15 protein-coding genes are annotated in these 18,341 nt (G+C 68.4%); 4 read left to right on the forward strand and 11 right to left on the reverse strand.

Going from position 1 to position 18,341, the window contains the following annotated elements; genetic code table 11:
* Window positions 1-56: 56 nt before the first annotated feature.
* The 3 genes from O9Y01_RS20305 to O9Y01_RS20315 all read right to left on the reverse strand — a co-directional run bounded on the left by O9Y01_RS20305 (window position 57) and on the right by O9Y01_RS20315 (window position 8,470).
* Window positions 57-3,194 (reverse strand): chitinase C-terminal domain-containing protein, encoded by a 3,138-nt coding sequence (locus O9Y01_RS20305; RefSeq protein ID WP_269633449.1) that lies wholly within the window; start codon window positions 3,192-3,194, stop codon window positions 57-59.
* Between the two features lie 126 nt (window positions 3,195-3,320).
* Window positions 3,321-5,012: a glycoside hydrolase family 19 protein gene (locus O9Y01_RS20310; RefSeq protein ID WP_269633450.1), complete on the reverse strand. Its 1,692-nt coding sequence runs from the start codon at window positions 5,010-5,012 to the stop codon at window positions 3,321-3,323.
* Window positions 5,013-5,545: 533 nt separating this feature from the next.
* Window positions 5,546-8,470, reverse strand: coding sequence for a hypothetical protein (locus O9Y01_RS20315; RefSeq protein ID WP_269633451.1), 2,925 nt, complete (start codon window positions 8,468-8,470; stop codon window positions 5,546-5,548).
* Between the two features lie 358 nt (window positions 8,471-8,828).
* Here O9Y01_RS20315 and O9Y01_RS20320 point away from each other — a divergent pair, with 358 nt between their 5' ends.
* A complete protein-coding gene (locus O9Y01_RS20320; protein WP_269633452.1) occupies window positions 8,829-9,179 on the forward strand; it encodes a DUF1428 domain-containing protein in 351 nt (116 codons plus the stop codon).
* A 15-nt stretch (window positions 9,180-9,194) separates the two neighbouring features.
* On the opposite strand, the gene O9Y01_RS20325 is transcribed toward O9Y01_RS20320, so the two are convergent.
* From O9Y01_RS20325 to aat, 5 genes are all read right to left on the reverse strand, one after another.
* Window positions 9,195-9,620 (reverse strand): GNAT family N-acetyltransferase, encoded by a 426-nt coding sequence (locus O9Y01_RS20325; protein WP_269633453.1) that lies wholly within the window; start codon window positions 9,618-9,620, stop codon window positions 9,195-9,197.
* Window positions 9,621-9,731: 111 nt separating this feature from the next.
* A complete protein-coding gene (locus O9Y01_RS20330; protein ID WP_269633455.1) occupies window positions 9,732-10,187 on the reverse strand; it encodes a DUF705 domain-containing protein in 456 nt (151 codons plus the stop codon).
* Window positions 10,138-10,530: a zinc-ribbon domain containing protein gene (locus O9Y01_RS20335; RefSeq protein ID WP_269633456.1), complete on the reverse strand. Its 393-nt coding sequence runs from the start codon at window positions 10,528-10,530 to the stop codon at window positions 10,138-10,140. The genes O9Y01_RS20330 and O9Y01_RS20335 overlap by 50 nt, the downstream gene beginning before the upstream one ends.
* Before the next feature lie 84 nt (window positions 10,531-10,614).
* Window positions 10,615-11,352 (reverse strand): arginyltransferase, encoded by a 738-nt coding sequence (locus O9Y01_RS20340; RefSeq protein ID WP_269633457.1) that lies wholly within the window; start codon window positions 11,350-11,352, stop codon window positions 10,615-10,617.
* Between the two features lie 41 nt (window positions 11,353-11,393).
* Complete coding sequence (gene aat, locus O9Y01_RS20345) at window positions 11,394-12,152, reverse strand: leucyl/phenylalanyl-tRNA--protein transferase (protein ID WP_269633458.1); 759 nt, start codon at window positions 12,150-12,152, stop codon at window positions 11,394-11,396.
* Window positions 12,153-12,216: 64 nt separating this feature from the next.
* Between aat and O9Y01_RS20350 the strand changes: the two genes are divergently transcribed.
* The 3 genes from O9Y01_RS20350 (at window position 12,217) to O9Y01_RS20360 (ending at window position 14,734) form a co-directional block, all read left to right on the forward strand.
* Complete coding sequence (locus O9Y01_RS20350; RefSeq protein WP_269633459.1) at window positions 12,217-12,570, forward strand: ArsC family reductase; 354 nt, start codon at window positions 12,217-12,219, stop codon at window positions 12,568-12,570.
* A 202-nt stretch (window positions 12,571-12,772) separates the two neighbouring features.
* Entirely contained in the window at window positions 12,773-13,975 is a 1,203-nt protein-coding gene (locus O9Y01_RS20355) for an ammonium transporter (RefSeq protein ID WP_269633460.1), read from the forward strand.
* Between the two features lie 63 nt (window positions 13,976-14,038).
* On the forward strand, window positions 14,039-14,734 hold the full coding sequence (locus tag O9Y01_RS20360) for a riboflavin synthase subunit alpha (RefSeq protein WP_269633461.1): 696 nt from the start codon (window positions 14,039-14,041) through the stop codon (window positions 14,732-14,734).
* Between the two features lie 28 nt (window positions 14,735-14,762).
* Here the strand turns inward: O9Y01_RS20360 and O9Y01_RS20365 are convergent, their stop codons facing one another.
* The 3 genes from O9Y01_RS20365 to O9Y01_RS20375 all read right to left on the reverse strand — a co-directional run bounded on the left by O9Y01_RS20365 (window position 14,763) and on the right by O9Y01_RS20375 (window position 18,337).
* On the reverse strand, window positions 14,763-16,199 hold the full coding sequence (locus tag O9Y01_RS20365; RefSeq protein ID WP_269633462.1) for an aminotransferase-like domain-containing protein: 1,437 nt from the start codon (window positions 16,197-16,199) through the stop codon (window positions 14,763-14,765).
* Between the two features lie 9 nt (window positions 16,200-16,208).
* Window positions 16,209-16,796: a LysE family translocator gene (locus O9Y01_RS20370; protein WP_269633464.1), complete on the reverse strand. Its 588-nt coding sequence runs from the start codon at window positions 16,794-16,796 to the stop codon at window positions 16,209-16,211.
* A gap of 230 nt (window positions 16,797-17,026) precedes the next feature.
* Window positions 17,027-18,337, reverse strand: coding sequence for an eCIS core domain-containing protein (locus tag O9Y01_RS20375; RefSeq protein WP_269633465.1), 1,311 nt, complete (start codon window positions 18,335-18,337; stop codon window positions 17,027-17,029).
* Between the last annotated feature and the right edge of the window lie 4 nt (window positions 18,338-18,341).

The raw sequence follows: 18,341 nt of genomic DNA on the forward strand, positions 1-18,341 counted from the left end.
CCGGAGGAGGGGCGGCGGGCCCGGACTGCTTCTTCAGGATCCCTGGGATGCCCCGGTCAGGGCTGCTGGGCCCGACCGCGGCTGACGGCGGCCTTGAGGGCATTGAGAGAGACGTTGCTCGTGCCGCGCCGCGCTTCCTGCTGCAGGGCGTAGCTCTTGCCGCCGAAGCTCACGATCCAGTTGCTGGGCGTGGGCATGGGCAGGTAGTAGTTCAGCTTGATGGCCACGCTGGCGCCGGGGGCCAGGGTCTGCCAGCTGGGCAGCTTGAAGGCCGCGCGGTGGAAGTCGTTCTTCAGGCCGCCGATGTTGTTGCCCGCGGCATTGGAGCCGTCGGTGACCACCTTGAGGCCGAAGCCGCTCTGGTCGGTCAGCGAGGCCGGGATGGCCGTCGGGATGTCGAAGCTGAAGTCCGTGCCGCCGGGCAGGGTCTGGCTGCTCTTGTTGGTGATGGTGAGCGTGGGGTTGATGGGGTAGTTGGCATCACCCAGGGCAAAGCCGCCGATGCTGAACTGCACGTCGATGGCCTCGGTGGGCATGGTCGCGCTGGTCAGGCGGTTGCCGTAGGGCGCGGCGGTCCTGAACTTGTTGTAGAGCAGGTTCGTGAGCGTGCTGCCCATGCCGTACTCCGCCTTGGCGTTGTCATAGGCGTAGTCGCCGGCCAGCTCCCAGAACATCACGCCGCCGATGCCGCGGTCCGCCACGTACTGGGCCTTGACGCCCAGGGACTGCTCGTCCTCGATGGACAGGAAGACCTTCTTGGTGGCGTTCCACAGCCACGGCGAAACCAGGGTGCCGTCGTAGTAGCGGGTGTAGGTGCCGACGAACTGGTCCTGCGGGTTGGTGGCCGGGTTCAGGCCATAGGCGCCGATGTAGCTGCCGCTCTTGCCGGCGGCCAGGTTCATGGTGTGCCACAGGGGGTTGGAGCCGGCCGGCACTTCCTTGCTGGAGACGTCCAGGTCATGCCAGATGTTGTCCAGGCCGATGGCGCCCGCGCCGCACTTCTGCACCGTGCCGCCGCCCGTGCCGGGAGGGCACTTGGTCTGGTCGGTCTGGGCTGCCGTGCCCCAGAGGCCGTTGGTACCGCCCGTCACGTCCTTCCAGCCGCGGGTGTAGTAGGGCACGCCGATGTTGATGCGGCCTGCCGGCATCGCGCCGCGGAAGTAGTGGTAGGCCCAGTCGGTGTTCAGGTAGCCGATGCGGCCGTACTGCGAGGCCGTGTAGTAGCTCCAGGCCACCAGCTCGGAGTCCTTGCCATCGTCATAGAGCGCGGCGTTGGGCCCCACGAACTGGTTCCAGGCGCCGTGCAGGTCATAGCTCATGATGTTGACGTAGTCCAGGTACTTGGTGACCTGGTACGTCTCCATGCCGCGCAGCAGATAGCCCGAGGCGGGCGCGGCGACGGTGAGCATGTAGTGGCGGGCGTCCTGCTGGCCGGCGGCGTCGAGCTTGGCGCGCAGGGTCTGCATCAGCGTCACGAAGTTCTTCATCAGCGTGGCCCGGCGGGCGTTGCTGATGGTGAAGTCGTCCGGGTTGCCGGCGTCCTTCATGCTGGTGGCGTATTCGTAGTCGATGTCCACGCCATCGAAGCCGTACTGGCGCAGGAAGGCCACGGCGGAGTCGGCGAAGGTGTTGATGCCGGCGGTGTTGGCGCTGCCGTCGGCATTGGTGGTCATGGTGTAGAAGCCACCGCTGGCCACGCGCTTGCCCGTGTCATCGAAGTAGCCGCCGGTCTCGGCCCAGCCGCCCACGGAGACGAGGGTCTTGACCTTGGGGTACTGCTTCTTGAACTTGCTCAGCAGGTTGAAGTGGCCCTTGTAGGAAAGGGTGCTGTCCATCTCGGCGCCGGCCACACCGGGCCAGGTCATGCCGGTGGCGGCGTTGTTCGGGTCGGCCGGGTTGCCCACCGAGACCTTGTTGCTGCCGTCCACATGGGCGAAGGCGTAGTTGATGTGGGTCAGCTGGCCCCAGGGGATGTTGCTGGCCAGGTAGGCGGGCGTGCCGTCCTTGCCGGTGCGCCAGCTGGTGAAGTAGCCGATGATGCGGCGCGGCTTGTCGGCGCCCATCATCTCGCGGCCCTGGTCGTCATAGACCTTGCAGTAGGCGGGCGTGGTGCCGGGAGTGGTGTAGAGGCCTTCCGGGCGGCACTTCTCGTCGCCGGTGGCGCCGCCGCTGACGGTGACGCGGGCGCTGCCGCTGTCGCCGGTGGCACCCTTGTCGTCGGTGGCGCGGGCGGTGATGTCATGCACGCCGGCGCGGGCCGTCCAGCTGATGCTGAAGGGGGCGGTCGTGTCCTCGGCGATCAGCACGCCGTTGTCGTAGAAGGCCACCTTGGCCACGCTGCCGTCCGGGTCGGAGGCGGTCGCGGAGACGGTCACCGTCGCGCCGTCCGTGGCGCTGCTACCGTCGGTCGGCGCGCTGAGGGACACGACGGGCGGCTTGTTGACCGTGCCGCTGGTGACGGTCACCGACTGGCTCTTGCTGTTGGTGGCGCCCTTGTTGTCGGTCACGGTGAGGGTGACGTTGTAGGTGCCGGCCGCGGCATAGCTGCGGCTGGCGGTGGCGCCGGTGGCGCTGCTGCCGTCACCGAAGGTCCAGGCGTAGCTGGCGATGCTGCCGTCGGGGTCGGTCGAGCCGCTGCCGTTGACGCTGACGGTCAGGCCGCTGGCGCTGCTGGTGAAGCTGGCCACGGGCGGCAGGTTGACGGTGCCGCTGGTGACGGTGACGGACTGACTCTTGCTGCTGGTCGCGCCCTTGTTGTCGGTCACGGTGAGGGTGACGGTGTAGGTGCCGGCCGCGGCATAGGTGCGCGAGGCGGTGGCGCCGGTGGCGCTGCTGCCGTCCCCGAAGGTCCAGGCATAGCTGGCGATGCTGCCGTCGGGGTCGGTCGAGCCGCTGCCGTTGACGCTGAGCACCAGGCCGCTGGCGCTGCTGGTGAAGCTGGCCACGGGCGGCTGGTTGACCGTGCCGTCGCAGGGCCCCAGCTGCTTCCAGACATCCCACTGGCCGGACTTGAGCGCGGGGCTCTCGTTCTGGGTCCACCACTTGGCCTGGTAGGCCTGGCTGTTCTGCTGGACCACGGAGCCGCCCGTGTAGACGGCGCCGGAGCTCCAGGTCTGCACGCCGGTGCAGTTGTAGGCGAAGGAGGGGAGGACGCTGCTGCCGATCAGCAGCGCCAGTACCGTGCGTTGATGCATGGCGATTCCTTGAGGGTTCGTGAAAAGGGTGCACGAGGCCAGGACCGCGGGCGCGGGGCCCGGGTCCGGCAGTCAGTGAGGAGGGGTCAGGGAGAGAGGATCCCGGGGACTTTTTTTCTTGGGTGCTCAGGGCTTCACGATGACGTCGAAGTACTTCTCGACGCAGCGCTGGTAGTCCCCGGCCTTCAGGGAGAAGTACGCGGTCTGGTAGCCCACCAGCTTGCAGGCGAAGGCCTTGCCCTCGGGCATTTCCGCGTGATAGGACCAGTCCTGGTCCCAGTAGATGTCCAGGGCGCCGGCACCGCCGACGGCAAAGGACTTCTGGTTGGCGCAGCCCAGCTCCTCGGTGGAGGGGACGGGTACGCCCAGGGCCGCCGCATGCTCACGGTAGTAGGCGATGCGGTTGACGGATTGCGGCTTCTCGTAGCCCTGGCCGCACTCGATGCCGCCGTTGATGATGTTGGTCGTGGCACCGAAGCCCGGCTTGATGCCGGCGGCCGTGTCGACCGCATTGGGCTTCCAGGTGCCATCCACCACATGCAGCATGCTGGGCTTGGGCGAGGCCGGGTAGACGTAGAAGAACACGGCCGAGGCCAGGTTCAGCCAGGTGTCGGCCACCTGCTCGGGGTTGTTGAGCAGGACCTTCACGTCACCGAACATGGCGTCGGAGAAGGGGCCGTAGTTGTAGTTGTACGAGAGCTGCTTGGCGCCGCGGCCGAAGTACTGCTTGAAGCGCCCCTGGGCGTCCTTGCCGCAGGGCCAGGTCTGGCCCTGCCAGGTCGTGGGGTTGCACTCGTTGTTGTAGGGGCAGCCGTAGCTCGATTCGCTGCAGCCCGACTCCCGCACGAAGTACAGGGCCTGGCGCCATTGCGGCGTCGGGCTGTTGGGGTCGTGCGCGCCCGTCTCCTGCGTGAAGTGGGCGAACATGGTGGCCAGGGTCTTGCGGCAGATGGCGTCGGAGTCGCGACCGTCCGTGTACGTCATGCAGACGCCCGAGAACTTGGCGATGGCCTGCAGCAGGCCCGTGTAGGTATAGGACTTGTCGCGCTGCGAGAAGAGGTACTCCCACTGGCTGACCGGCAGGATCTTCTCGACGCGCTTGACGTTCTCCGGGTTGCTGGCCAGGCCCGGGGCCACGGCCGTGACCACGCTGTTGGCCCGCGTGGCGATCGAGGCCTTGACGGCGCGGAAGAGGGCGGTGTCCGTCAGCTTCGCCTCCGTGGCCAGCACGTCCGACTGCTTCAGGATGTACTTGCCCGTGCTCGGGTCCTTGACCACCACGGCCAGGGTGAAGGACTGCGACTTGGCGTTCGTCGCGCCCTTGTTGTCAGTCACCGTGAGGCCGACGGCATAGGTGCCCGAGGCCGCATAGGCGTGCGTGACCTTGGCGCCGCTGGCGCTGCTGCCATCACCGAAGGTCCATAGGTAGCTGCTGATCTGCCCGTCTGGGTCCGTGGAGCCGCTGGCGTCCAGGGACAGGGTCAGGCGGTCCACGCTGCTGGTGAAGGCGGCCACGGGCGGCTTGTTGCCCGGATCACCGCCACCGCCGCCGTCACACGTGCCCAGCAGCTTCCAGACGGCCCAGGCGCCCGAGTTGGCCGCGGGCGACTGGCCCTGCGTCCACCAGTTGGCGCTGTAGGCCTTGCCGGATTCCTGCACCTGCTGGCCCGAGGTATAGGCCGTGGCGCTGTTCCACACATTGATGCCCGTGCAATTGACGGCCTGCGCCTGGCTGGCCGCCAGGATCAGCGGCATGGCCGCCAGGGTCGCCCGCAACAGGGAAGAGGCGCGGGCCGTGCCGCGGGAAGGGGATGCCATGGCCGTCTCGCCATGAGGTACTGCGCTTGCAAACATGAACGGGTCTCCTGCGTTCAACGTGCGCTGCTGATCTTGCGCTGGGCGTCTTCGCGCCCGAGAGAGACAGGGCGCTCAACAACACGCTCCGTCCGCAGCTACCAGACCAGTACCACCAGTAGTCTTGTAGTGGTATGCACTTTAGATACCACTTTATGCAAAAACATTGATACAAACACCTAGGGCTGCCGTAACCCTGTGTAAGGTTGATGACCAATATGGGACCAGATGCGCGGGGCGCCCAGGAGAAGGGGCGCGGTGGTCTGCGTCCAGGGGCGGGGAGGCGAGGCCGTAAGTGTTTGTACCGAGTGCTGGCGAGCGGTATTCGGGATGCCAGGGGAGGCTTCGCCGGCCTATTGGAACGGGAGCCCATCATCATGGGTGGCGGAGTCCTGGCGCCCGCCGCAAGCAGGCGTAGGCATGCCGGAGCCGGAGCGGGGCCGCCCGTGGCACGAAGGATCCCGCGTCGTGCAGAGGTGCCTTTGCCCTGGACTGCGTCACTTGGACGGAGGCGGCGCCTTGGCTGCTTCAGCCTTGGCCGGCGCCGCCGCCACGATCTGAGCGATGCGGTCTTTCAGGAATCCGGCCGCCTGATCCGCGATGGAGCTTGATGTGGCGACGCCGACAGCGATGGCCAGCGAAGAGGTCCAGGCCGCCAGTGTGCCGAGGTTGTAGATCTCGATGAGCCCGCGGGCCCGGCGCCCGGCAACGCGTAGGGCCCCGTAGTCTCCGAGCACCACGCCCAGCAGCATGCACACCACGAAGGCCTGCAGCGCCCAGAGCGTCACCGAGGACCAGCCTTCCAGTGAATCGGGTGCCCCTGCCAGCGTTCCCACTGCGGCGGGGAGCACGACGCTGCTGCTCATCCAGATGCCTTTCAGAATGCCGCTGTGCCCGCGAAGCCGGGGATAGAAGTACATGAAGAAGAAGCCCAGCAGCGGCCATCGGGCGATGTCGTCTATGGCGAGTGCGAACACATGCCAGGTCGCCGCATTGGTCGTGCCCTCGCCGAGCTTCAAGGCACGCAGATACCAGGTGATCCAGGGCAGGGCGATCAGCCCGGCGAGCAAGGCACCCTGCCGCCCCCGCTGCCATGCGCTGCCACCCGGACCGGCATTCAGTGCCAGCAGCGTCAGGCAGCGCTTGCGGGTCGCTGCGGCCTCACGGGCGTCCACCGCCTGGTCCATCTTCTCGAGCTTCGTGACGGCGTCGGCGGGTTCGATATCCGCCTTGTCCAACTTTGCCTGGATGCCCTTTTGCAAGCCACGACGCAGGGCCAGCATGCGATTGTAGAGGCCGATTTCCCGCACGGCCTGACCCAGCAGGCGGCGGCGACTGCCTCCCGGCCGCCTCAGCGGTCTGGGTGTGTAGAGCATGAAGGCGATGACGACCGCGCCAACGGCCGCCCCGATCAGTTGAGGGAGTACATGCAATGACTGCCAGAAGTAGCCCACAAAGAGGAGCAGGGCCCCGGTTTCCAGGGTGCTTGCAGACGCCGGGTCGCGCGGGTGGAGCCAGGCCAGCAGCAGGGCCACGGCTGCCCATCGCCAGGTGTGCGCCAGCTCCCACGTGCCTTCGGTCATGAGCCAGGAAACGGACCAAGGGCTGCTGAAGTCGGGCGGTATGGCCATGACTGCGGCGAGCAGGACCAGGAGCGCGGTTCCCCAGGCGGAGACGGAGCGGGTGGCCCATGCGCTGTTCGCCGGGATCCAGTGGCGGGTCGCTCCTGCGAATGCCCAGCCGAAGGGCATTGCCAATGCGGTGCTGGCGACGAGCTGCACAGACTGCGAACTGCTGCGCAGAAAGGTCGAAAGCCCCATCCAGGCCAGCACCACCGCCAGTGCCCCTGCCATGGGCCTGCCTGTCCAGATGCGCCCCGTGGCCCAGAGGGCGGCCAACGGACCGACAAGCAGGGCAAGGCCATAGGCCAGTCCCGTCACGGTACCCTGCGAAAGATCCTCAGGCCATCTCCCGGTCCGCTCCAGTGACCTCAGCAAGGCTTCAAGTCCTCGTGACATCTCTGCGCCAGCGCCCCTGGCGAGCATCAGGGTCGCGAAGGCCAGTGCCGTCACGCACAGCGCGACACCGGCCCCCCTGGCGCTGGAGACCCAGGGGGTGGATCGAGCCAGCAAGGGCCAGACAAGGCCGACAATGGCGGCCTTGAGCAGGGAGGCCGTCCAGGAAAGGTTGATGAAGCCATGGGCTCGTAGCACGTCGTGGAAGCTCGAGGCCAGCGCTTCGACGATGTCGCAGGCCGCCAGCACCCCGATCAGGCTCAGCGCCAGCAGGCAGCCTTTCTCGGTGGCCTTGACCATGGCTGCCCCCCGTTCCTCGGCGGGCAAGCGCCTACGCGCCCAGAGAAGGACGAGAAAGAAGGGGACGGCGTACTGCACCCCATGCCAGAGGGCCCTGACGGCCTCGATCTCGCCGGTCAGGGCCCGCTGGAGGAAAGGCCGTGCCTGCCGCTTGTCGTCCTTGCCGTTGCCAGGGGCAGCGGCCGTGTCCGGGCGGGCAGCATCTTCAAGACCCAGCTCCACCCGCAGCATCAGGATGTGAAAGTCCTTCGCCTTCCAGTGGCCTTGCGTCGACGACTGCCGCAGCGCTGTCCCGTCGCGAGACCAGACCGACACGGGCTTCTCTGATCGCAGGGTCAGTTCATCGCTGCCGCTGGGCCAGTCGCCGAAGTCGAGCAGCAGGGTGTAGCTCTTCGGTGATGTGCCCTCCGTCGGATCCAGTGCGATTGAACTGCGCTCCGCGACCCTGACAGCGGCGCCAGCGGGGTCGTAGTCTTCCACCACCGGCGCCGAGCGCACTTCGGTGCTTCGGGAATTGAGATGGACGGCTCCGAAGATGCCCGTCGCCGGGATGCTCTCCATGCCCTGCGGCCTGGATCGCCGCTGCGCGCGCTCATCCTCCAGGGCCGCCACCAGCCCTTTGCTGGACAGCAGCTCGCGAAGCGTTGCCATGGCGGGGCTGCAGCGCCCGAGCCAGAGGGTGCGGGTGATGAGCACCTGCCTGTCCTGGACTTCCACGTCCACCTGCCGCCTGTAAATGCCCTCGACAAGACGCGCTTGCCGGCTGATGGGCCAGGTGGAGGGGGCCGGCGTTCCGGCCTGCGCGGCCTGCCCAGCGTCGAACCGGCGGATTTGCGCAGGCACCGGACCCTCGACCCCAGGCGGGCATTCGGGGGGCAGGGGGGCGCGCTGCTGCGGGGGCTCCCCGAAACCAGCGTCTTGGCGAGGCGGCTGCACCAAGGGGGCCTGCATGCGAGCCAGCAAGCGTGTCACGCCCAGGTCCATGGCGGGATACAGCTGCGAAAGAAACCCCACCAGCAGGCCCAGGGCGCAGGACATCCTCAGCACCCACAGGCACCAGGCTCCAAAGTCTTTCGGCTGGCCGACGTTCGAAGCGCGCTCGTACATGATCGAACCTCCCTGACATCGTCGATGTGGCGCCTCGTCGGTGCCTGCGCATTGCAGCGCTGCCAAGTGCGGGACTGTCTCCAGGATCGCGCCCTTGCGCCATTCGAGTGAACCCCTGAACGTGGCTTGGGCGCCCGGTGGAAAGCGAGGCAGGGGCTGGGGCTGGTGTGGCCGACGGGGGGGCGCAGGCGGCAGGAACGTTCGCCGTATCACGGGTCGGTGGAGGCCGCATCGTGGCGCCGGCGGCGACGGCGCGTTCGGTCATCGGCTAGGCTGGCGCATTCCCGCTGCCCGGTCGGTCGCAAGAACGGCCCGCCGGGCGCGGGGTGCCATGCCAGAGACTTGCCGGAGAACCGCCATGACTTACGTCGATGGATTCGTCGCTTCCGTTCCCACTGCCAGGCGTGCGGACTTCCTGCAGCACGCGCAGGCCATGGGCCAGCTCTTCAAGGAATACGGGGCGCTCAGCGTGGTGGACTGCTGGGGCGACGATGTGCCGCCAGGCAAGCTGACCTCCTTTGTGCTGGCCGTCCAGTGCAAGCCTGACGAGACGGTCGTCTTCTCCTGGATCACCTGGCCCTCCCGAGAAGCGCGCGATGCCGCCTGGAAAGGCATCATGGCCGATCCCCGCATCCAGTCCGCGGGCGAGCCCCCGTTCGACGGCAAGCGCATGATCTTTGGCGGCTTCGAGGTGCTGTCGGCCGTGTAGCGGGGCCTGCCTGCTTCAGGTCTTCCCCATGAGAAAGTACGGGCCCTCCGAGCCTGTGTCCTCGCTCAGGATCGCCCATCCCTGTGCCTGGTAGAACTGCACCGCGTTGGTGTTTTCAGTCAGGCACTTGAGCGTTGGAGGCTTGTTGAAGTAGCGTGCGCAGCCCGCCAGCAAGGCCTGACCGAGGCCTCGCCGCTTGGCCGAGGGGTGCACGAACAGGTTGTGGACGAAGCTGTCCGGCTCCCAGATCGAGGCAAAACCCAGCACCTCGCCGTCCACCGTCGCCACCAGGATCCGCTCACCCTCCGTGTGCGCATCGAAGTCCGCGGGCTGGTGGTGACCCGCTGGTCGCCAGAAGAAGGCCTCGTTCCGGGACGCCACATACAGACGGCGGAGCGGCTCTCGATCGGACTCCTCGAATGCGCGGATGGAGATGTGCATGGGATGGCGATGGGTGTTGTGAGGGGGCGGGTGGCGCTTGCTGGTGCCGATTCACGCTGCATCGCATCGCAACGCGGGGGGCAGGTCTTGAGTGTGCCGTGCCTTGAACCCTTAGGCGCCTTCTGCCTGTGCCGGATACAGGTGCCGGCACAGCTTCCACTCTTGAATGGGCTGGTCGTCAACGTAGAGCGTCGGCTTGGGTAGAAATCCCTCGAAGCAGTCGGTGATTCCGAGCTCTTCGGCCGTGCGCCGGCAGTAGTCGCTGCCCCCTGAGCTCCAGAGGAAGAGGAGCGCGCCTTCCGATTTCAGCCGCCTGACCGATTCGATGACCGAAGGCATGGGAATCCGCTTGGCACCGGCGGATCGGACCAGGGGGTCGTCGATATCGAAGTAGATGACGCGTTGCATGCTGCAATCAAGTGTTGAGGATGAACAGGAAAGGGGGCAGGTCTTGCCCCTGATGGCCCGGCGGCTTGAGACCTGACCCTGGTCGGCGGGCTGGTGTGCCGGGGACGGTTCAGGGCTGGCTGAGCAAGTTGCGGAGCATGTTCTTGCGAGCCACGTCATGGCGGTGCAAGCCGTAGCGTTCCCGCAGCTCGATGGTCTGCAACCACCGGGCCAGGAAGTCCTTGTCCGTTCGCAGCGATGTCTTGCTCTGCGCCCACTGGCCCTCCAGGCCCTTGAGCGTTCGCGCGATCTGGTGGGATTCGGACCAGCAGGGCTGGCAAAGCGACCGTTGCTGATCAATGGGCGCCTTCTTCACCTCGTAGGTGTACTTCTGGTCTGCAGCGCTGAAAAGGGTCTCGGCCTGGCACCGGCGGCAGCGGTAGATCAGGTCGGTGTAGCTGTGTGTCCAGCCTGCCGATACGGAGCCCTGACTCTGTTCGGACCACTGGGAAGGATCGGCCACTACGGTGTTCGGTGGCGGGTTCCCGCGCGGGGTCCTGGCTCGCTTCGTGGGACGGTTCATCCAGGGGATTTCAGGAGGCGGACCCTAGCGCTCCACCCGCTTCCACCGCCCCTGCTCCAGCAGCTCGTGCGGCAGGAACCTCGCCTTGTAGGCCATCTTGGGGCTTTCCGCGATCCAGTAGCCGAGGTAGAGGTGGGACAGCTGCAGCTGGCGCGCCTGCTCGATCTGCCACAGCACGTTGTAGCTGCCATAGCTGGTGCCGGGCTCGGGCTCGTAGAAGGTGTAGACCGCCGAGAGGCCGTCGGTGAGGATGTCCAGGATGGAGACCATCTTGAGCACCGCGCTGCCGTCCGGCCGGGGCTCGCGGAACTCGACCAGGCGGGAGTTGATGCGGGACTGCAGCAGGAACTGGGTGTATTGGTCCACGCTGTCGTGGTCCATGCCGCCGCCGCTGTGGCGGCCGGCCTGGTAGCGCAGGTAGAGCTGGTAGTGCTCCTCGGAAAAGCCCAGGCGCATCACCCGTGCCTGCAGGCCCTGGTGCTGCTGCCAGGCACGGCGCTGGCTGCGCGAGGGCTTGAAATCCGCCACGGGAATGCGCATGGGCACGCAGGCCTGGCAGCCCTCGCAAAAGGGACGGTAGGTGAACATGCCGCTGCGGCGGAAGCCGGCTTCCACGAGGCCGGAGTAGGCGTCCGCGTGGATCAGGTGGCTGGGCGTGGCCACCTGCGAGCGCGCCAGGCGCTGCGGCAGGTAGCTGCAGGGGTAGGGCGCCGTCGCGTAGAACTGCAGCTCGGCCAGCGGGAGTTCCTTGGGATGCGTCACGGTGGCGGCAGGGGCTAGGGGTCAGTCGGTCGGGGCTTGTTTCAGGGGCTGGAGGCGGGCAGGGCCGGCAGATCCAGCAAGTCCCAGAGGCTTGCATGATAGGTCCAATCGCGCGGCGCTTCCTCAGCAACCTTGGCCTGCAGATGGGCCTCGAAGGCCTCGCGGGGCAGCTCGAAGGCGCCCAGGGAGGCCAGATGCCGGGTGTTCTGCTGGCAGTCGATCCAGGGGATGTCATGCCGACGGCACAGGCACACCAGGGCGGCCAGGGCGATCTTGGAGGCGTCGGTGCGGCGCATGAACATGGACTCGCCGAAGAACATGCGGCCCAAGTTCACGCCGTAGAGGCCGCCCACCAGCTCGCCGTCCATCCAGGTCTCGATGCTGTGCACCACGCCCAGGCGGGCCAGTTCGAGGTAGGCGGCCTGCATCTCGGGGAGGATCCAGGTGCCGCTCTGGCCCTCGCGCGGGCTGCTGGCGCAGGCGCGCAGGACCTCAGCGGTGGCGCTGTCCACGCGGATCTCGCAGCCGGGGGTCTGGCGGAAGCGCTGCAGGGTCTTGCGCAGGGAGCGGGAGAGCTTGAAATGGCGGGTCTGCAGCACCATGCGCGGGTCCGGGCTCCACCACAGGATGGGCTGGCCGCGGCCGTACCAGGGGAAGATGCCCTGGGCGTAGGCGGCCTTGAGGCGCTCCGGGGAGAGGTCACCGCCGGCGGCCAGCAGGCCCGGCGCTTCGGAGTCCGGACCCAGGGCTTGCGAGACCGGGGGAAAATCCAGGGAATCGGGGGCCAGCCAGGGGATCATGGGCGGATGGTAGCCGCAGCCCGGCAGACGGCCCGGACTCGCCATACGTTCAAGAGAGGATCAGATGATCAAGGTCTACGGCATTGCCAACTGCGACACCGTGAAGAAGGCGCGCAGCTGGCTGGAGGCGCAAGCGCTGCCCTACGAATTCCACGACTACAAGAAGGCCGGCGTGCCGGAGGTCCTGCTGCCGCATTGGCAGGCCGCCCTGGGCTGGGAACCCCTGGTCAACCGCAGCGGCACCACCTGGCGCAAGCTGGACGAGGCCCTGCGCGCCGGCGTGGTGGACGCCCCGTCCGCCCGGGCCCTGATGCGGGCCCAGCCCAGCGTGATCAAGCGCCCGGTGGTCGACTGGGGCGACGGCCGCCTGAGCCTGGGCTTCAAGCCGGAACAGTTCGAGGCCCTGCAGCGGGGCTGAGCGCTGGCCGGACTTGGTGCGTGGCGCGCCGCCATGCGCCAGGCTGGGGCGCGCCGGGCCGGTGCATGCACCTGATCGGTGCCGGATGGATCGGTCGGGCATGCCCCAAGCTGGGCATTGTTCTTGCGTTCCTGGTGCGCGACGGGCCGCGCTGGTGCGGCCTTCCCACCCGCAACACCCCAGGAACGCCCCAAGGAAGCCCATGGAGTCCATCAAGCAAAGCGCCGACGCGCTCTTCATCCTGCTCGGCGCCATCATGGTGCTGGCCATGCACGCCGGCTTTGCCTTCCTCGAACTGGGCACGGTGCGCAAGAAGAACCAGGTCAATGCCCTGGTCAAGATCCTGGTGGATTTCGCCGTCTCCACCGTCGCCTACTTCCTGCTGGGCTACACGGTGGCCTACGGGGTGCACTTCTTCACCGGGGCCGAGGCCCTGGCCGCGAAGAACGGCTACGAGCTGGTCAAGTTCTTCTTCCTGCTGACCTTCGCGGCGGCCATCCCCGCCATCATCTCGGGCGGCATTGCCGAGCGCGCCCGCTTCGGCCCGCAGCTGATGGCCACGGCGGTCATCGTGGGCCTGATCTACCCCGCCTTCGAGGGCGTGGCCTGGAACCAGGCCCTGGGCGTGCAGGCCTGGCTCAAGGCGAGTTTCGGCGCCGAGTTCCATGACTTCGCCGGGTCCGTGGTCGTGCATGCGGTGGGCGGCTGGATCGCCCTGGCGGCCGTGCTGCTGCTGGGCCCGCGCATGAACCGCTACCGCAAGGACGGCGCCATCAGCGCGCATCCGCCCTCCAGCATCCCCTTCCTGGCCCTGGGCGCCTGGGTGCTGGCGGTGGGCTGGTTCGGTTTCAACGTGATGAGCGCGCAGACCCTGGACAAGATCTCCGGCCTGGTCGCCGTCAATTCCCTGATGGCCATGGTGGGCGGCACCCTGGTGGCCGTGCTGATGGGCCGCAACGACCCGGGCTTTGCCTACAACGGCCCCCTGGCCGGCCTGGTGGCCGTGTGCGCGGGCTCGGATGTCATGCACCCGCACGGCGCCCTGATCACCGGCGGCGTGGCCGGCTTCATCTTCGTGAAGATGTTCACCCTCACCCAGAACCGCTGGAAGATCGACGACGTGCTGGGCGTCTGGCCCCTGCACGGCCTGTGCGGCGCCTGGGGCGGCATCGCCTGCGGGATTTTCGGCAGCCAGGCGGGGGGTGGCATCGGCGGCGTGAGCTTCTGGTCCCAGCTGCTGGGCACCCTGATGGGCGTGGCCTGGGCCCTGGCCGGGGGCTTCGTGGTCTATGGCCTGCTGAAGCGCTTCGTGGGCCTGCGCCTGAGCCAGGAGGAGGAGTTCGAGGGCGCCGACCTCTCCATCCACAAGATCGGCGCCACGCCGGACCGCGAGGTCAGCTGGTAAGCTCAACGCCTCTTTGACCCCAAGCACCGCCCGCGGGCGGTGCTGCCGTTTCGAGCGTCCGCCATGTTCACAGGCATTGTTCAAGGCGTGGCCCAGGTGGCCGCCCTCAGCGACCGTCCCGGTCTGCGCAGCTTCACCCTGCAGTTCCCGCCCGGCTTCTGCCAGGGCCTGGAGATCGGGGCCAGCGTGGCCTCGGACGGCGTCTGCCTCACCGTGGTGGCGCTGCACGAGGGCGATCGCGCGGACTTCGACGTCATGCAGCAGAGCCTGAACCTCACCACCTTGGGCGCGCTGCAGGTGGGCAGTCGCATCAACGTCGAGCGGGCCGCGAAGGACGGCGCCGAGATCGGCGGCCATCCGCTCTCCGGCCACGTGGACTTCATGGCCACGGTGCAGTCCATCCGCCAGCCCGAGAACAACCATGTCATCCGCATCGGCGTGCCGGCTCCGTGGATGCGCTACATCTTCGCCAAGGGCTATATCGCGGTGAACGGCGCCAGCCTCACCGTGGCCGAGGCCGGCCGCGAGCGCGACGGCTCGGGCTGGTTCGAAGTCTGGCTGATCCCCGAGACCCTGCGCATGACCACCTTCGGCGAGAAGGGCGTGGGCGCGCCGCTGCACATCGAGATCGAGCGCCAGACCCAGGTCCTGGTGGACACCGTCCGCGCCGCGGTCGACGAGCGCCTGGGCCCGCTGCTGCCCCATCTGGAGCAGTGGCTGGCCGAGCGGGGTCAGGTCTTGCCCGACCTGCTGGGCTGAGGCCCGAGGCGTCCCGCGCGGGGCGGGGTCAGCGCTGTGCTGCGCGCTGCAGCACGCCCTGCACGCCACTGAGGGCGCCGAGCCGGCTGCGCAGGTAGTCGCCCAGCCGCGCCTGCTGGCTGAAGGCCACGTTGAATCGGATGTGCGGATCCGGGGTCTTGAGCGCCGAGAAGGTGGCGCCCGGCACCAGCAGGATCTTGTTGCGCCAGGCGTCCTGCACCAGCTCGTCCACGTCCACGCCCTCGGGCACCGAGGCCCACAGGAAGAGACCGCCTTCGCCCGGGTGGTCCAGCCGCATGCCGGCCTGCTCCAGCAGGCGGCTGCACTGCAGGCGGGCCTGCTGCAGCCGGCGCTGCAGGCGCTCCTGGTGCTTGCGCAGCCGGCCGGCCATCAGGACCTCCAGCAGCACGTACTCGTTCAGCGCGGCGCTGCTGAGCACCGAGCAGATCTTGGCCCGCAGCAGCGGCTTGAGCAGGGCTGGCTCCGCGGCGATGTAGCCCATGCGCAGCGCGGGGCTCAGCACTTTGCAGAAGCTGGAGTAGTAGATGACGCCCTCCAGGCCCGCCAGCGCGGCCAGTCGCGAGGGATGGCCGGGATGGAAATGGCCGTGCACGTCGTCCTCGGCGATCAGCAGGCCGTGCTGCCGCGCCAGCACCAGCAGGCGGTGGAGATTGGCAGGGCTGCTGCTCCAGCCCGTGGGGCTGTGCAGGGCCGGCTGCAGGAAGAGCAGGCGGGGGCGGTGCTCCCGGCACGCCGCCTCCAGCTGGTCCAGGTCCAGGCCGTCGGGGCGGCGTCGGATGGCGATGGGCTGCACGCCCTCCTGGCGCAGGCGGTCGAACATCAGGAAGTAGCCGGGGTCCTCGACCAGCACCGTGTCGCCCGCGCGCAGGAAGCTGCGGCAGATGAGGTCGATGGCATGGGTGCCGCCATAGCAGGTCATCAGCCGTCCGGCCTCCACCGGCAGGCCCTGGCCGCGCAGCATCAGGGCGATGCGCTCGCGCAGCTCGGGCAGGCCCTGGGGCGGGCAGCGCGAGGCCATGCCCGCACTGCTGCGTGCCAGGCCGCGCTGCACTGCGGCGGCGGGGATGGCGTCTTCCAGCCAGGCCGGGGGCAGGGCGCCGCTGCTGGCCAGCAGCACGCCGGGGCGCTGGTCATTGGCCTGCTGGGCGAGCCAGACGCCCTCCAGCGTGTCCCCGGCCTCCAGCCAGGCTTCGTCCCGCTCCAGCAGGGGCGGCTCGCAGACGTGGTAGCCAATGGTGCCGCGGGACTCGATGCGCCCCGCCGACGCCAGCCGGTCGTAGGCCAGCACCACGGTGTTGGGGCTCACCGCCAGCTGGGCGGCCAGGGCGCGGATGGAGGGCAGGCGGGCACCCGGCGGCAGCTGGCGGCGCTCGATCAAGCCGGCCAGGCCGGTCTCGATCTGGTCGGCCAGGGGCTGGGAGGCGTGGCGGTCAAGCGGAATCACGGCGCCAGCTTAGCGGAGAAGCAGCAAGGCGAGCAGTGCCAGCGCGCCGCCCATGCAGAGATTGAAGCCGCGCTGCACCGCCGGCCGCTCCAGAAGCCTGCGGATGGCCACGCCGAACAGGGCCCACATGGAGATGGCCGGGAATCCCACCACGGTGCCGAGCACGGCCACCAGCAGCCCCGCCTGCAGGGGCGGCAGTCCTGCCGGCATGAAGGCCGAGGCCAGGGTCACGGCCTTCAGCCAGCTCTTGGGATTGATCAGCTGGAACAGCGCGCCATGCGCGAAGCCCAGGGGCTGCGGCAGGGCGCCGGCCTGCGCCATCGTGGCCCCACTGAGCTTCCAGGCCAGGAACAGCAGGTACAGCGCGCCGCCGATGCGCAGCAGCTGCTGGGCCAGCGGCCAGGCCAGGAAGAGCTGCCCCAGGCCCAGGCAGCAGGCCAGGGTCAGCACAAAGCCGCCCAGCAGGATGCCCAGGATCTGCGGCAAGGTGGCCCGGTAGCCGAAGTTGGCGCCGGAGGTGGTGAGCATGACGTTGTTGGGGCCGGGCGTGCCGGACATCAGCAGGCAGTAGCTCATCAGGGGGAGGAGGTCGGACATGGCGGGCGGCGGGCAGCAGTTGGATGCCGCAAGGCTAGGGCCACCAGGGTCGATGTCCAAGACACAGCGACAGGGCGCAGGCCAGGCGCTGTGTCAGATGGGCGGCTGATACAGCGCCTGGCTCAGTCGGAGAGGTACTTGATGCCGAGCGAGTCTTCGCCGGAGCTGACCGACTCAATGTCCGTGCCGCCGAACTCGTGGCCATGCTGGATCAGCACAGGGGTGGCGGATCAGTTCAGGGCCAGCGCGTCCTTGAAGCGGTAGCCGCGCGTCTGGCGGTCCTGCTGCCACTGGTGGAAGTCCTGGCGCTCCTGGTAGCGGTTGACGTAGTCCAGCGCCTGCACGTCCTCGCCCCAGTCGTGATAGGCGGCCATCACGTCGATCTCGTCGAAATCGTAGGCGGCCGGGCCGCCGGCGGCGGTGACGGCCTGCTGCGCTCGGTCGGTGCCCTTGTACTCGCTGGTCGAGGGAGAGAAGAAGCTGCTGCTGAGGTTCTGGTAGGCATGCATGTATTCCTCCAGGGCCATGAAGAGAATCTTGCGGGACAGCGCCGCGTCGTCGGTCCAGAAGGTGGCCAGATGATCGGCAAAGGTCGCAGGCATGACGATGCGGATGCGCCGGTCAACGGGGAAGTACATATTGCGCTCGGCGACCGTGTCCACCATGTCTGCGGCCGTGGCATTGCTCAACTGCAGGTCCAGACGCAGCCCCAGGCTGCCCAGGACCGCCGAGCGCCGGTCGGACAGGGCATTCGCCGCGGCCTGGTGATTGCCGGCCTGGATGTCGGCGCGGACGTTCTGGATGAGCTGCTGCAGGGCGGGCAGGTGCGCCGCGGCCGCCGGGTCTGCGGCTCCGCCGCGCTGGCCCCTCGCCTGGCGCCGCTGCTTCTTGTTGTAGATGTGATTGCCGATGAGGCCGCCGATGGCCGTCCCCAGCACGGGAATGATGCTGCCGATGGCGGCGCCGATGCCGATGTGCCCGCCGCGCCCAACCCGCTGCAGCGGCGCCGCACGGGACTCGACATCGGGCCCATGGCGCAGCCGCTGCACGGGCTGCCCGGCCGCAGCCTGCGCGCGGGCGCCCATCCGGTCGGCCTCACGCTCCAGGGCAGGGCTGTCGTTGAGAGCCACGCCACCCTGCATCTGCGCGGTGGCCTGCACCCGCCCCTGGGCCTGCTGGACCAGGTGCCAGGCTTCGTGCGGCAGGTGCCGCTCCTGCCCCGGCCCGAGGTGGATTTCGTTGCCCTGTGCGTAGGCATGGGCCTGCAGCGCTGCAGGCCGGGCGGAGTTGCGGTGCACGCGCACGCCCGAGAGGTCGATGCCGGACAGCGCCGCGATGCCCTGGGTCAGGTCCTGCGGCAGCGCGCCCTCGGGGCTCGCACGCAGCTGGGCCAGGCGGTCATCCTGCTGGCGCTGCCGCGTGCTGCCGGATGCCGGCGAGCGGGCAGCGCGCTGGGCCGGCCACTCGCTGCCCTCGGCGGCGGGGCGCTGCGCCTGGCGCTGGGCCAGGGACTGCTCCGTCGTATGCGTGAACCTGCGCATGGCG

It is taken from the genome of Pelomonas sp. BJYL3 (assembly GCF_027257975.1).
GTDB classification, from domain to species: domain Bacteria; phylum Pseudomonadota; class Gammaproteobacteria; order Burkholderiales; family Burkholderiaceae_C; genus Roseateles_B; species Roseateles_B flavus.

Bases quoted from the DNA above. Each gene is read 5' to 3' on its own strand.
- O9Y01_RS20305 (WP_269633449.1), bottom strand. From the start codon at position 3,194: ATGCATCAACGCACGGTACTGGCGCTGCTGATCGGCAGCAGCGTCCTC.
- O9Y01_RS20310 (WP_269633450.1), bottom strand. From the start codon at position 5,012: ATGGCATCCCCTTCCCGCGGCACGGCCCGCGCCTCTTCCCTGTTGCGG.
- O9Y01_RS20315 (WP_269633451.1), bottom strand. From the start codon at position 8,470: ATGTACGAGCGCGCTTCGAACGTCGGCCAGCCGAAAGACTTTGGAGCC.
- O9Y01_RS20320 (WP_269633452.1), top strand. From the start codon at position 8,829: ATGACTTACGTCGATGGATTCGTCGCTTCCGTTCCCACTGCCAGGCGT.
- O9Y01_RS20325 (WP_269633453.1), bottom strand. From the start codon at position 9,620: ATGCACATCTCCATCCGCGCATTCGAGGAGTCCGATCGAGAGCCGCTC.
- O9Y01_RS20330 (WP_269633455.1), bottom strand. From the start codon at position 10,187: ATGACGTGGCTCGCAAGAACATGCTCCGCAACTTGCTCAGCCAGCCCT.
- aat (WP_269633458.1), bottom strand. From the start codon at position 12,152: ATGATCCCCTGGCTGGCCCCCGATTCCCTGGATTTTCCCCCGGTCTCG.
- O9Y01_RS20350 (WP_269633459.1), top strand. From the start codon at position 12,217: ATGATCAAGGTCTACGGCATTGCCAACTGCGACACCGTGAAGAAGGCG.
- O9Y01_RS20355 (WP_269633460.1), top strand. From the start codon at position 12,773: ATGGAGTCCATCAAGCAAAGCGCCGACGCGCTCTTCATCCTGCTCGGC.
- O9Y01_RS20360 (WP_269633461.1), top strand. From the start codon at position 14,039: ATGTTCACAGGCATTGTTCAAGGCGTGGCCCAGGTGGCCGCCCTCAGC.
- O9Y01_RS20370 (WP_269633464.1), bottom strand. From the start codon at position 16,796: ATGTCCGACCTCCTCCCCCTGATGAGCTACTGCCTGCTGATGTCCGGC.
- O9Y01_RS20375 (WP_269633465.1), bottom strand. From the start codon at position 18,337: ATGCGCAGGTTCACGCATACGACGGAGCAGTCCCTGGCCCAGCGCCAG.